Genomic DNA, 12485 nt, shown 5'->3' with positions numbered 1-12485 from the left:
GTGACTGGGCAGTACAGATCACACCCGCCAATCACACCACGGAGCCCTTCCGGGCGTTAGAGTCCGGCCCGTGAGCGGCGCGGCTCCGGGGGGTGACCCCTGCCCTGAGCCGCCTTCAGGACGGTTACGGGAGACGACAAGGCCATGAGCAACTCAACCACCCAGCAGATCGCCGTGATCGGCGCCGGGCTGATGGGCGCGGGCATCGCGCAGGTCTCCGCGCAGGCCGGCCACCCGGTCGTGCTGCGGGACGTCACCGAGGAGGCGCTGCAGCGCGGCATGGCCGGCATCCGGGCCAGCTACGAGAAGTTCGTCTCCAAGGGCAAGCTGACGGCCGAGGACGCCGAGGCCGCCCTGGGCCGGATCACCACCACCACCGACCTGGACGCCGTCTCCGAGGCCGACATCGTGATCGAGGCCGTCTTCGAGAAGTTCGAGGTCAAGGAGGCCGTCTTCCGCGAGCTCGACAAGCTGGCCAAGGACGGCGCGGTGCTGGGCTCCAACACCTCCGCCATCCCGATCACCAAGATCGCCGCCGTCACCGGGCGGCCGGAGTCGGTCGTCGGCGTCCACTTCTTCTCGCCGGTGCCGATGATGAAGCTCGTCGAGCTGGTCCGCGGCTACAAGACCAGCGACGAGACGCTGGCCCGGGTCCGCGCCTACGCCGAGGGCGTCGGCAAGGAGGTCATCGTCGTCAACCGCGACGTGGCGGGCTTCGTCACCACCCGCCTGATCACCGCCCTGGTGGTCGAGGCCGCCAAGCTGTACGAGACCGGTGTGGCCACCGCCGAGGACATCGACACCGCCTGCCGCCTGGGCTTCGGCCACGCGATGGGGCCGCTGCAGACCGCCGACCTCACCGGCGTCGACATCCTGCTGCACGCGGCGCGGAACATCTACGACGAGACCCAGGACGAGAAGTTCGCCGCCCCGGAGATCATGGCCCGGATGGTCACCGCGGGCGACCTCGGCCGCAAGAGCGGGCAGGGTTTCTACCCCTACGGCAAGTAGGGGTGTGCCCGGCTGCGGGCGGGCTGGTGAGCTTGCTCACGAACCCGCCCGCAGCCGGGTGATTTGGGCGGTAATCGAGCGTAGGTGCAGGGATCGACTGCGTATATTCCCTCGGACGAGTGAAGTTGCTTCAGATCTGCCGGGGACCAGAAACCTGCACCACTGATCCACCGTCAGACGTAGGGGGAGGCGTCCGACCAGGCCCCTGACCGGAAAGCGGAGGAGGAGCGCATGCGCATCACCGGCGATCACGGCGGTCTGGCCATCGCGGGCAGGCTGGACGTGCGCACGGCTGCCGACGCGCGGACCCGGCTCCACCGGGCGGTGGACGGCGGGCAGGGGGATCTGGTGCTCGATCTCTCCGAGCTGGAGTCCTGGGACGCGACGGGTCTGGGCGTCATCATGGGGACGCACCGGCGGGCCGGGCGGCTCGGGCGGCGGCTGGTCCTGCGGGCCGTGCCGGCGCAGTTGCAGCGGCTGCTGGTGGCGACGCGGCTGCACCGGATCCTGGCGGTCGAAGGCGCGGTGCCGGATCCGTACGGGGCCACGCTGCCGCTCGTCGCCGGATAGTGCGGCTGGATCCCCGCGGTACCGGGCAGGCCGGCTTCTTCCGATGTCGCGCAGTTCCCCGCGCCCCTGGTGGTGCAGCCTCCCCGTGCCCGGACACGTGACCCCCTGGAACTCCCTCTCCGAGCGTGTGCGAGAGTACGCGGTCAAGGTGACCGGGCTCGCGTGGGCGGAGTGGGTGGCGTGGTGCAGGAGAGTGTGCGGCCGCGTGGCGGGGAGTTGGTGGTCGGGGAGCTGCTGCTGGCGGTAGGGGCCCCGGAGGGGTCCGAGGTGCGGCCCTGCCCCGACGAGTGGCGGCCGGCGCCGCGCCGGGCCGAGGCCGGGCGGGTGGCGCGGGAGGACGTGCCGCTGGACCGGGAGGCCGATCTCGCCCAGGTGCTCGGGCTGCTCGCCGAGGGCCGCTGCGTCCGGCTGACCGGCAAGGCCGGGTCGGGCCGCAGCACGCTGCTGGCGGCCGTGGCCGGTGCGGCGGGCGAGCTCACCCGGGACGGCGTGGTGCGCCTCGACGGCCACCGCCGGACGGCCGGCGACCTGCTCCAGGAACTCTTCGCGGCCACCCACCGGGCCCCGGGCCTGCGCCCGGGCCGGGAGGAACTGCCCCGACTGCTGGCCGGCCTGGCCGCCGTGGTGGTGATCGACGACGTCGAGCCCGCCGGCCCGGAGCTGGAGGAGCTGCTCGCCACCGCCCCCGGCTGCGTCTTCGCCGTGGCCGCCGCCCCCGGCAGCGCCGCGCTGCCGCCCGGCTCCCGCCTCACCGACCACGCCGTCGGCGGCCTGGCCCGCCCGGCCTGCCTCGCGCTCACCGCCAAGCTGGCCCGCCGTCCGCTGGACGCCGCCGAGAAGGCCTGGGCGGTGGACCTGTGGTTCGAGTCGGAGGGCCTGCCGCTGCGCTTCGTGCAGGCGGCGGCCCTGCTGCGCCAGCGGGACGTGGCGGTGGACTCGCTGGTCGCCGCGCAGGAGGAGCGGACCAGCGTCTTCGGCCTGGTGAAGCCGGTCGAGGTGCCGGACGATCCGGCGGTCCTCGAGGCCGAGCTGCGCCGCACCCTGCCGCTGCCCTCGGTCGCCGAGACCGCCGCGCCCGCCGCCCGCCTGGCCGAGGGGCTGAGCGAGCCCGCGCAGGCGGTGCTGCGGCTGGCGCTGGCGCTCGGCGGCCAGTGCCCGACCGCGCCGCACCTGCCCGCGCTGATCGAGGTCGACCAGGGGCAGAGCGCGCTGCAGGAGCTGGCCGACTGCGGGCTGGCCGTGCCGGCCGGCGGGCACCTGCGGCTGGTGGCCGGGGTCACCGAGGAGCTGGCCCCGCACTGGGCGCCGGAGGAGAGCGCGGCGGGCGCGGCCCAGCACTTCGCCTGGTGGGTCGGGCACGCCTCGGTCGGGGTCGGGCAGGTGGCGGCCGAGGCCGAGGTGGTGGTCGGCGTACTGCGGGCGGACCGGGCCGCCGGGCGCTGGGAGGCCGTGCTGCGGCTGGCCCGGGCGGCCGGGCCGGCGCTGGCGCTGGCGATGCGCTGGGGGGCCTGGGAGCATGCTCTGCAGCTGGGCCTGGAGGCCGCGCGGGAGCTGGGCTCGGAGGCGGACGAGGCGTGGTTCCGGCACGAGGCCGGGGTGCTCGCGCTCTGCCTGCGCCAGCCCGAGCGGGCGGTGGCCGATCTGACGGCGGCGCTCGCGCTGCGCAGCGGCACCGGGGAGACCCGGGCGGTGGCGGCGCTGCGGCGGATGCTGGCGCTGGCCCAGGAGCGGGAGCCGGCCGCGGCCCCGGCGCCCGCCGGGGGCCGACGGCCCGTCATCAGGGCGATGGCGCAGGGCTCTTGGCGGTACGGCCGGGGAGCCGTGCTGAACCGCAAGACGGTGCTGGCAGGGGCGGCGGCGGTGGTCGCGCTCGGTGTCCTGGGCACGGCCGTGGGGCTGAGCCTGGCGGGGCCGGCGCAGGGCGGTGCGGTGCCGGTCCGGCCGGGGGACTCCGCGGAGCCCGTCCCGGGCGGCTACCCGGGGCTCACCCCGTCCGCGTCCGCGTCCTCGGCCGCCCCGGCGCCGAGCGCGAGTGACTCGGCGAGCGAGTCGCCGACCCAGGACCCGGGCGACGGCGGTGCGACGGCGTCGCACCGCCCGAAGCCCAGCGAGTCCAGCACGGATCCCGGGACCACTCAGCCCCCGGTCCAGCCCCCGGTGCCGGTCCCGACCCCGAAGCCGACCCGGACGACGCCGAAGCCGTCCACGCCGCCCCCGACCACCGGGACCCCGACGGCGGACCCGAGCCCGACCGACAGCACCTCACCGTCGGGGAGCCCGAGCGGGTCCCCGACGGCTTGAGGGTCGCGCCCCCCAGGGGCGCGGGGAACCGCGCGACCAGCCGTGTGCGGCCTGTCGCCTACCGCTGCGCGCAGTTCCCCGCACCCCTGACAGTGCAACTGGATCTCTGCGGCAGCCGGCAGGTCGGCTTCTTCCGGCCTCGCGCCGTTCCCCGCGCCCCTGGGGCGCTGAGCTCTCAGAACAGCTTCAGCTTGTCGTCGTCGATGCCGCGGAGCTCGTCGTAGTCGAGGACGACGCAGCCGATGCCGCGGTCGGTGGCGAGCACGCGGGCCTGCGGCTTGATCTCCTGGGCGGCGAAGATGCCCTTGACCGGGGCCAGCAGGGGGTCGCGGTTGAGGAGTTCGAGGTAGCGGGTGAGCTGCTCGACGCCGTCGATCTCGCCGCGGCGCTTGATCTCGACGGCGACGGTGGCGCCGTCGGCGTCACGGCAGAGGATGTCGACCGGGCCGATCGCGGTCGGGTACTCGCGGCGGACCAGCTGCCAGCCGGCGCCGAGCACCTCCATCCGGTCGGCGAGCAGCTCCTGCAGGTGTGCCTCGACGCCGTCCTTGACCAGACCGGGGTCGACCCCGAGCTCGTGGGAGGAGTCGTGCAGCACCTCCTCCAGTGTGATGATCAGCTTCTCGCCGGCCTTGTTGGTGACCGTCCAGGTGCCGTCCGCCTCCTTGAGGGAGCACGGCGGGGACATCCAGTTGAGCGGCTTGTAGGCACGGTCGTCGGCGTGGATGCTGACGCTGCCGTCCGCCTTCACCAGGATGAGCCGGGTGGCGGAGGGGAGGTGGGCGGAGAGCCGACCGGCATAGTCGACGGAGCAACGGGCTACTACGAGACGCATGGTCGACCACGCTAGCCCACCGGGGCCAGTTGATGCGATTCCGCGACAGCCGGGTGAAGAACCGGGGGAGGCGGCGAACCATGGAGTCCGGTGTCTCTTCCGGGCGGCTGCCACAGCCGCTCGACGGGGGTAGGGGCGCCGCGCAACGGGGACGGAGATATGGGATGAACGATCCGACGAGATCCGGCCAATCTGGCTGTCGTGCCCGCGATTCCGGGGGGAACACGGGCATTCGCCAGTCAGGCTGAGGTTCGCCTGTCACTCTGTGGTGAGCGGTCGTCGCTCCACCCGTGACCACCGCCGTGGCCGCGGTGTGCCGCGCCACGTCACGTACCTGTCGTCTGCCGAGAGGCAGCACCCCCGCATCCTCACCTTGTCGCCGCCCACCCACGGCGCCCAGGTCCTTCGTGCACCACCCGTGATGACAGAGGAGAACCCATGTCGCTCGACGTCTCACCGGCCCTGCTGGAGAAGGCCGAGAGAGGAGAGGTCGACGAAGGGGAGTTCGTCGACTGCGTCCGCACTTCCCTGCCGTACGCCTGGGAGCTGGTCAGCTCCCTCGTCGCCCAGCTGAAGGTCGACGGCACCGACTTCGCCGACAACCAGGTACCGCCGCCCAGCGAGCAGGCCCGCGGCCAGCTGCTGCGCGCGATGGCCAGCGACGCGATCCGGGGGGCCCTGCAGCGGCACTTCGGCGTCCAGCTGGCGTTCCAGAACTGCCACCGGGTGGCGGTCTTCACGCCGGGAGAGAAGACGGCGGAGCACTACCGCCGCTTCACCTCGGTGCGGGCCCAGCTGCTCAACCAGTCGGAGGAACTCCGGGACTGCTGACCGGTCGAGCCTGGCAGGGGGCGCGTGGGTCACACCACGCGCCCCCTGCCATGACCGGCCGTCAACCGAGCTGCGGCAGCACCTCGCCGCCGAGCCGGCTGATGTTCTCCATGGTGGCGGCGTGGTCGCCCGAGCCCTCGGCGAGCAGCGCGAAGCGGCGGATGCCCGTCCGCTCGGCGGTGGCGAGCAGCCGGTCGGCGCACTGCCGCGGGGTGCCCACGGAGTGCAGGTCGCAGAGCAGGCGGGTGTACTCGTGCGGGTCGCGCATCCGGCGCTCCCGGTCGTCCACCGTGCGGTGCGCGCCGAGCCCGTACTCGAACCAGCCGGGCATCGAGCGCAGCAGGGTGGCCCGGGCCGCCGCGCCCCGGTCGTCCACCTGGGCCACCCCGGCGGCCACGTGCAGCCGCTCGGTGCGGGCCAGCTGCTCCTCGCCGCGCCCGCAGGCCCGCCAGGCGGTGCGGTAGGCCGCCAGCATCTGCTGCTTGTCCTCGTCGCCCGAGTGCATGCCGAGCAGCATCGGGATGCCGCGCTCGGCCGCCGTGCGGACCCCGCCGGGGGAGGTGCAGGCCATCACCACGGGCGGGCCGCCGCGCTCGGGCAGCGGCGCTTCGTCGCGCCGCTGGCGGGGGAAGCGCAGTGCCGGCTCCCCGTCGAGACCGAGCCAGCCGGCCAGGTCGGTCCGCCGGGCCGGTTCGCAGGCCCGCGGCACCACGGCCACCTCGGGGAAGTCGAACTGCGGCCCCTGCCCGCCCACCCGGGAGTCGCGCAGCCAGCGCAGCAGCAGGTCGAGCCGCTCGGGGAAGCCCTCCTCGTACGCCGCCGCGCCGCCGCCGAAGACGGCGAGGTCGATCCACGGGCCGCCCCGGCCGACGCCCAGGGTGAAGCGGCCGCCGGAGGTGAGGTGCAGCAGGGCGGCCTGCTCGCCGAGGGTCACCGGGTGGGTGGTGGGCAGCACGCTGACCGCCGTGCCGACGCCGATCCGGCGGGTGCGGCCGAGCAGCAGGGCGGCCAGGGTGGCCGCGTTCGGGCAGACGCCGTACGGGACGAAGTGGTGCTCGGCCAGCCAGACGTCGGACAGGCCGGCCCGCTCGGCGGCGTCGGCGGCCTGCACGGTGCGGTCGAGGGCCTCGCCGTGGGTCTGGCCCGGGAACTGGGCGGAGAGCAGGAAGGCGCCGACCTCGATCGCATCGGCGCCCGAGGCGGCGCCGCCAGCGGGCTCGGGACGCAGGCTGCGGTCGGTGGGGACCTGCAGCCGGGTGCTGGGCCGTGCGCTGGTCTTGGTCATCGGGTGGCCTCCTCGGGTGACGCAGGCTCTCTGAGCCCCGCCTGTCCCTCGTGAGTAACCGATGTCATGTGCCAATGGCACGCGGATCACCGAAATTCGCCGGACTTCGGGTGGATCTCGGCAGAAAGCGGCGACCACCACCACTCCCCATGGTAGGGGCCCCGGCGGGCTGCTCCGGCGGCTTACCCTGAAGGGGCCGCCACTGCCCGTACGCCGAGAGGGACCTGACGTGTCGCCCCGCCACAACAAGCAGAGCCGTCGTCAGCGACCGGAGGAACCGGCTGCCGCCGCAGCCCCCCTCGGGGGCGCGCTGCGGCGGACGGAGGAGTACCGGGGCGAGGACTGGGTCGTGCAGACCGTCGCGGGGCAGGCGGGGCGGTTCTACCGGTGCCCCGGGTGCGACCAGGAGATTCCGCCGGGGGTGGGGCACGTGGTGGCCTGGCCGGCGTACGGGGCCGGGGTGGACGACCGGCGGCACTGGCACCGGGCCTGCTGGGGCGCGCGGGAGCGGCGGGGGTCGAACATCCAGCGGGGGCGTGGGGCTCCTAAGTACTGAGCAGCGCGGCCAGTTGGTCGGCCACCGAGAGGGCTGCGGCGAGCTGCGCCGTGCGGGTGGTGCCGGCGATGTGGGGGGTCAGAAGGGCGTTGGGGAGGCCGGCGAGCGGGGTGCTGAAGGCGGCGTGCTCGTGCTCGAAGGTGTCGATGGCGGCGGCGGCCAAGGGGTGGGCGGGGTCGCGCAGGGCTGCGGCCAGGGCTGATTCGTCCACCAGGCCGCCGCGGGCGGTGTTGAGCAGGAAGGAGCCGGGCCGCATCGCGGCGAGTTCGGTGGCGCCGATCAGGCCGCGGGTCTGCGGGGTGAGCGGCAGGTGGAGCGAGACGGCGTCGGCCTCGGCGAGCAGGGCCGGCAGGGAGGCCGCCCGGCGGACGCCGGGGAGGTCGAACGGGGTGCGAGTCAGGGCCAGGACGGGCAGGCCGAGGGCGGTGGCCCGGGCGGCGAGACCGCGGCCGATCCGGCCGAGGCCGACGATGCCGAGGGTGAGCTCGGCGAGCTGACGCTGCGGCAGGCTGACCCAACGGCCCTGGTGGGCGGCGGTGTGGTGGGGCAGCAGCCCCCGGGCCAGGGTGAGCAGCTGGGCCAGGGCGAACTCGGCGACCGCCTCCGCGTTGGAGCCCGGGGTGTGGGCGATCGCGATCCGGTACCGGGCGGCCGCGGCGGCGTCGATGTGGTCGATGCCGGCTCCCGCGCGGCCGACCGCCCGGAGCGGGTGCGGCAGCGACCGGTCGGTGGCCGGGGCGAACAGGAATTCGCCGAGTGGTGCGCTGGAGCGCGACTTGACGGCCTCGTGGCCACCGCCGTCGAGACAGGCGGCGAGCAGGGCGGCCGGGTCGAAACCGTCGAAGTCGGTCAGCGCGATCCGGCCGCCCCAGACACGCTCGACGGCTGCCCGGTCGCCGACCCGCCGCAGGTTGAGCGTGACGGCGAGGCCGGCGCCGAGCAGCCGCTCGAGTTCGAGGTCGAGCAGGTCGCCGGGGGCGGCGTCGATCAGGAGTACACGCGGTCGGTCCATGTGACGATCATGAAGGATGCCGGTGTCAGGCGTCCCGCTTGCGCAGCACCAGGGCGCCGCCGGCCAGTGCGGCGCAGGTCCAGGCGAGGCAGATCAGGAAGCCGGGCCAGGGGCCGTAGGGCTGGCCGTGCTGCTCGTAGACCAGCAGCATCCGCGAGCCCGCGTAGTCGGGGAAGTAGTGCGCGAGGGTCTTGACCTTGGGGACGGCGGAGAGGATCGGGGAGAGCAGGAAGAAGAACGGCACCAGCACGCCGAGCGCCAGGGTCTGGTTGTGCAGCATCGCGGTGACGCCCGCCGAGAAGAGGCAGAGCATCGTCAGGTAGAGCGCGGCGCCGAAGACCGCCCGCAGCACGTGCGGCTCGCTCAGGGTGGTGGAGTGGGTGCCGAGCAGGGACTGGCCGACGAAGAAGGTGGTGAAGGCGGTGACCAGTGAGACGAGGAGCGCCAGGGCGCCGAGCACCACGGCCTTGCCGGCGAGCAGGGTGACGCGCTGGGGGACGGCGGCCAGCGAGACCCGGATCATGCCCGAGCTGTACTCGTTGCCGACCGCGAGCACGCCGAAGACGATGATCGCCAGCTCGCCGAGCAGGATCCCGGAGAAGGAGGTGCCGGTCGCGTCGAAGGGCGATTCGCTGTTGCCCCGGAAGCTGTCGAAGTTGTTGTTGGTCAGCAGCGAGAGCAGGGCGCCGACGCCCAGGGTGACGACGAAGGTGATCGCCAGGGTCCAGACGGTCGAGCGGACGCTGCGCACCTTGGTCCACTCGGACTGCAGGACGGCGGGGAAGGAGGCCATCGGTCAGTCGCCCTTCTGCTCGGAGCTCTTCGGCTGCCAGGTGGCGCCCCAGGCGCCTGCTGCGTCGCGCCCTTCGCCGTTCCCGGCGTGGTACTCGACCGAGTCCGCCGTCATCTGCATGAAGGCCTCCTCCAGGGAGGCCTGCTGCGGGCTCAGCTCGTGCAGGGTGATGCCGTGCCCGGCCGCCAGGTCGCCGAGGTGGACGAGATCGCCGTCCTCGATCTCGTAGGCGCCGTCCGGGGTCGCGGTGGCCCGCAGCCCGGCGGTGGCCAGGGCGGTGAGCAGCTGCTCGACGTGCGGGGTGCGGATCCGGACGGCGGAGCGGGAGTTCTGCTTGATGAACTCGGCCATCGAGAGGTTGGCCAGCAGCCTGCCCTTGCCGATCACCACCAGGTGGTCGGCGGTGAGGGCCATCTCGCTCATCAGGTGGGATGAGACGAAGACGGTGCGGCCCTCGGCGGCCAGCCCCTTCATCAGGTTGCGGATCCACAGGATGCCCTCGGGGTCGAGCCCGTTGACCGGCTCGTCGAACATCAGGATCTCCGGGTCACCGAGCAGCGCCGAGGCGATGCCGAGGCGTTGGCCCATGCCGAGCGAGAACCCCCGGGAGCGCTTGCGGGCCACCGAGGTGAGGCCGACCAGCGACAGCACCTCGTCCACCCGGCGGCGGGGGATGCGGTTGCTCTGGGCCAGCCAGAGCAGGTGGTCGTAGGCCGTCCGCCCCGGGTGGACGGCCTTGGCCTCCAGCAGGGCGCCGATGTACTTGAGCGGCTCGCTGAGCTGCCCGTAGCGCTTGCCGTCGACGGTGACCCGCCCGCTGGTGGGGCGGTCGAGGTCGAGGATCATCCGCATGGTGGTGGACTTGCCCGCGCCGTTGGGCCCGAGGAAGCCCGTCACCACGCCCTGCGGCACCTGGAAGCTCAGGTTGTCCACGGCGAGGGTCTCGCCGTAGCGCTTCGTCAGTTCGTGCAGCTCGATCATGCGCACTCCTTACGCTCTGTCAGATTATGACAAAACAGACATAAAGGTGCGCGCTGGCTGCGGCTCGCGGGCGTGCCGCTCTACGGTTGGAGCATGACCTTCCCCCCTGTGCCCGCCTTCCGTGAGCGCGGCTCCGGCATCCCGCTCGTCCTGCTGCACGCGTTCCCGCTCTCCGCCCGGATGTGGGAGTCGCAACTGGAGCTCCTGCCCGGGCCGGACGGGCAGGACGCCCGGGTGATCACGCCGGACCAGCGCGGGTTCGGGGCGACGCCGCTGGGGTCGGAGGAACCCTCGCTGGACCTGGCGGCGGACGACCTGGCCCGGCTGCTCGACCAGCTCGGCCTGGAGCGCGCGGTGATCGGCGGGCTGTCGATGGGCGGGTACGCGGCGATGGCCTTCGCCCGGCTCCACCCCGGGCGGGTGGCCGGCCTGCTGCTGGCCGACACCAAGGCCACCGAGGACCCGGCGGAGGTCAAGGAGGCCCGGGAGCGGATCGCCCGCGCGGTGCTGGACCGCGGCACCGCCAGCGTGCTGACCGACGAGGCGAAGCTGGCCGAGCAGCTGCTCGGCCCGGCCACCATGCCGGAGCTGACGGCCTACGTACGGGCGCAGATCGCGGCGGCGAGCCCGGCGGCGGTCGCCTGGGCGCAGCGGGCGATGGGGGCGCGGGGGGATTCGCTGGACGTGCTGGCGGGGCTGGACGTCCCGGCCGCCGTGGTGGTGGGGGAGGCGGACGGGGTGACGCCGCTGCTGGATTCGCAGCTGATGGCGGAGGCGCTGGTGGACGCGGAGCTGACGGTGATTCCGAGTGTGGGGCACCTGGCTTCGCTGGAGGCGCCGGAGAGCTTCAACGCGGTGGTTCGGGGGCTGCTGCGGAGGCTTTAGGGCAGCGTACGGAAACCGCAGGGGGCGCGGGGTCTGCGCTGCGCAACCGCTCTACGGGAGTGCATGGTTGGCAGCGCAGTTCCTCGCGCCCCTGAGGTAGCTGCTGCTAGCCGTTCAGCTGCACCGTGTACTGGTCGATGCGGGTGACGGCGTCGTTGGGGACGATCTTGCCGTCCTTGAAGCCGTCCACGCCGAAGTCGTTGTCGTTGACCAGGGTGAACTGGGCCAGGCCGTGGCCGAGGTGCCGGACGGCGAGGCCCTCGACCTTGCCGTTCTGGAGGCCGGCGGCGGCCGCGTCGAAGACCAGGCGCTTGGCGCCCGGGGTGACGGCGGTGGGGTTGAGCTCCAGGGCCGGGGTGGTGGCCGGGTCGTCCCACTTGGTGGCAAGCAGGTTCGTGGCCTGACGCAGGTCGACCGCGAAGAACTGGGTGTGGGCGGTGGGCCGCACGGCGTCCCGCTCCTCGACGACCAGCTGGTCGGGGCCGAGCCAGCTGATGGTGGAGGTGCTCCAGCCGCCGTCGGTGGCCGAGTCGGCCTCCCGGATGTTGGCGAACTCGCCGGTCACGGCCGGGGTGCGGCCGGAGATGTCGATCCGGAAGATCCGCTGCAGGCGGGACTTCTTGGCGGTCTTGGCGTCCGGGTTGGCCAGCTGGGTCTGCTGGGCGGCGTAGAGGGTGCGGCCGTCGGCCGAAATGGTCAGGCCCTCCAGGCCCTTGTTGTTCTTCTGCTTGCTCTCGATCGCCGGGAGGATCGGCAGCACCCGGGCGCCCGGGGCGGTGAAGGCCGAGCCGGCCGGGACCAGCACCGTCTCCAGGACACCGCGCGAGGAGAAGTGCAGGACGGACGATCCGTACTCGCTGCTCACCCAGAACGAGCCGTCGTGCGCGCGGACCAGGCCCTCGCTGTCGACGCCGTACGGGTCGTTCGGCAGCACCTTGTTGTCGGCGTCCACCGGGCGCTCGCCGGTCAGGGCGGCCGGGGGAAGGCCGGTGATGTTCCGGGTGTGGGTGACCGGGTCGGTCCGGCCCTTGGGGGTGCGGAGCGGGATGCGCTTCAGCACCTCGATGCGGTTGTTCTTCGCGAGGCGGATCTTGAGGATCTGCGGGGTGTAGTCGGGCTTCAGGAAGATCTTGTCGTTGTCCGCGGGGGCGTCCGCGTTGGGGCCACGGTCGGTGATCGTCCAGAAGACCTTGCCGGAGTCGTCGGCCGGGAAGAGGTCGCTGAAGCCGCCGAGGGCCAGGCCGTTGCCGATGGGCGCCGGGTCGGCGTACGTCCAGGTGCCGGTGCCGGTGCCGGTGCCGGTGCGGGTGTCGGCGGCGGAGGCGGGGGCCGCGACGGCGGCGAGAGCGGCAGCGGCGGCGAGGGCCGTCAGACGAGAGAGTCGCATGGGCACACAGCTTCGGCCGTGGAGGCCGACGCGCGGGC

At 73.5% G+C, this 12485-nt stretch carries 12 protein-coding genes; 6 read left to right on the top strand and 6 right to left on the bottom strand.

The annotated features are described in order from the left end of the window. Positions 1-144: 144 nt before the first annotated feature. From ABT095_RS12020 to ABT095_RS12010, 3 genes are all read left to right on the top strand, one after another. Positions 145-1011 (top strand): 3-hydroxyacyl-CoA dehydrogenase family protein, encoded by an 867-nt coding sequence (locus ABT095_RS12020; RefSeq protein WP_350529230.1) that lies wholly within the window; start codon positions 145-147, stop codon positions 1009-1011. Between the two features lie 231 nt (positions 1012-1242). Next, positions 1243-1581, top strand: a complete 339-nt coding sequence (locus tag ABT095_RS12015; protein ID WP_350529229.1) for an STAS domain-containing protein — start codon at positions 1243-1245, stop codon at positions 1579-1581. A 162-nt stretch (positions 1582-1743) separates the two neighbouring features. Next, positions 1744-3882 (top strand): ATP-binding protein, encoded by a 2139-nt coding sequence (locus ABT095_RS12010; protein WP_350529228.1) that lies wholly within the window; start codon positions 1744-1746, stop codon positions 3880-3882. Positions 3883-4057: 175 nt separating this feature from the next. Here ABT095_RS12010 and nucS read toward each other — a convergent pair whose 3' ends face one another. Next, positions 4058-4717: an endonuclease NucS gene (gene nucS, locus ABT095_RS12005; RefSeq protein WP_350529227.1), complete on the bottom strand. Its 660-nt coding sequence runs from the start codon at positions 4715-4717 to the stop codon at positions 4058-4060. A 438-nt stretch (positions 4718-5155) separates the two neighbouring features. On the opposite strand from nucS, the gene ABT095_RS12000 reads away from it, so the two are divergent. Continuing rightward, positions 5156-5548 (top strand): SCO5389 family protein, encoded by a 393-nt coding sequence (locus ABT095_RS12000; RefSeq protein WP_350529226.1) that lies wholly within the window; start codon positions 5156-5158, stop codon positions 5546-5548. Positions 5549-5609: 61 nt separating this feature from the next. Here ABT095_RS12000 and ABT095_RS11995 read toward each other — a convergent pair whose 3' ends face one another. Continuing rightward, complete coding sequence (locus tag ABT095_RS11995; RefSeq protein ID WP_350529288.1) at positions 5610-6731, bottom strand: LLM class flavin-dependent oxidoreductase; 1122 nt, start codon at positions 6729-6731, stop codon at positions 5610-5612. A 331-nt stretch (positions 6732-7062) separates the two neighbouring features. On the opposite strand from ABT095_RS11995, the gene ABT095_RS11990 reads away from it, so the two are divergent. Continuing rightward, complete coding sequence (locus ABT095_RS11990) at positions 7063-7389, top strand: Rv1322 family protein (RefSeq protein ID WP_350529225.1); 327 nt, start codon at positions 7063-7065, stop codon at positions 7387-7389. Here the strand turns inward: ABT095_RS11990 and ABT095_RS11985 are convergent. The 3 genes from ABT095_RS11985 to ABT095_RS11975 are packed head-to-tail and all read right to left on the bottom strand — an operon-like array spanning position 7379 to position 10175. Next, positions 7379-8401, bottom strand: a complete 1023-nt coding sequence (locus ABT095_RS11985; RefSeq protein WP_350529224.1) for an NAD(P)-dependent oxidoreductase — start codon at positions 8399-8401, stop codon at positions 7379-7381. The two genes, ABT095_RS11990 and ABT095_RS11985, sit on opposite strands and share 11 nt — an antisense overlap. A 25-nt stretch (positions 8402-8426) precedes the next feature. Further along, the gene (locus ABT095_RS11980; protein WP_350529223.1) at positions 8427-9194 is read right to left on the bottom strand and encodes an ABC transporter permease; all 768 of its coding nucleotides are present in this window, start codon (positions 9192-9194) and stop codon (positions 8427-8429) included. Positions 9195-9197: 3 nt separating this feature from the next. Next, a complete protein-coding gene (locus tag ABT095_RS11975) occupies positions 9198-10175 on the bottom strand; it encodes an ABC transporter ATP-binding protein (protein WP_350529222.1) in 978 nt (325 codons plus the stop codon). Between the two features lie 93 nt (positions 10176-10268). Between ABT095_RS11975 and ABT095_RS11970 the strand changes: the two genes are divergently transcribed. Beyond that, positions 10269-11060, top strand: coding sequence for an alpha/beta fold hydrolase (locus ABT095_RS11970; RefSeq protein WP_350529221.1), 792 nt, complete (start codon positions 10269-10271; stop codon positions 11058-11060). Between the two features lie 106 nt (positions 11061-11166). Here ABT095_RS11970 and ABT095_RS11965 read toward each other — a convergent pair whose 3' ends face one another. Then, entirely contained in the window at positions 11167-12447 is a 1281-nt protein-coding gene (locus ABT095_RS11965) for an esterase-like activity of phytase family protein (RefSeq protein WP_350529220.1), read from the bottom strand. Positions 12448-12485: the final 38 nt, after the last annotated feature.

It is taken from the genome of Kitasatospora sp. NPDC002227 (genome assembly GCF_040296285.1).
Classification (GTDB): Bacteria; Actinomycetota; Actinomycetes; order Streptomycetales; family Streptomycetaceae; genus Kitasatospora.
The sequence above is the reverse complement of the archived record's forward strand: the minus strand, read 5'-3'. Positions and strand labels throughout refer to the sequence as shown.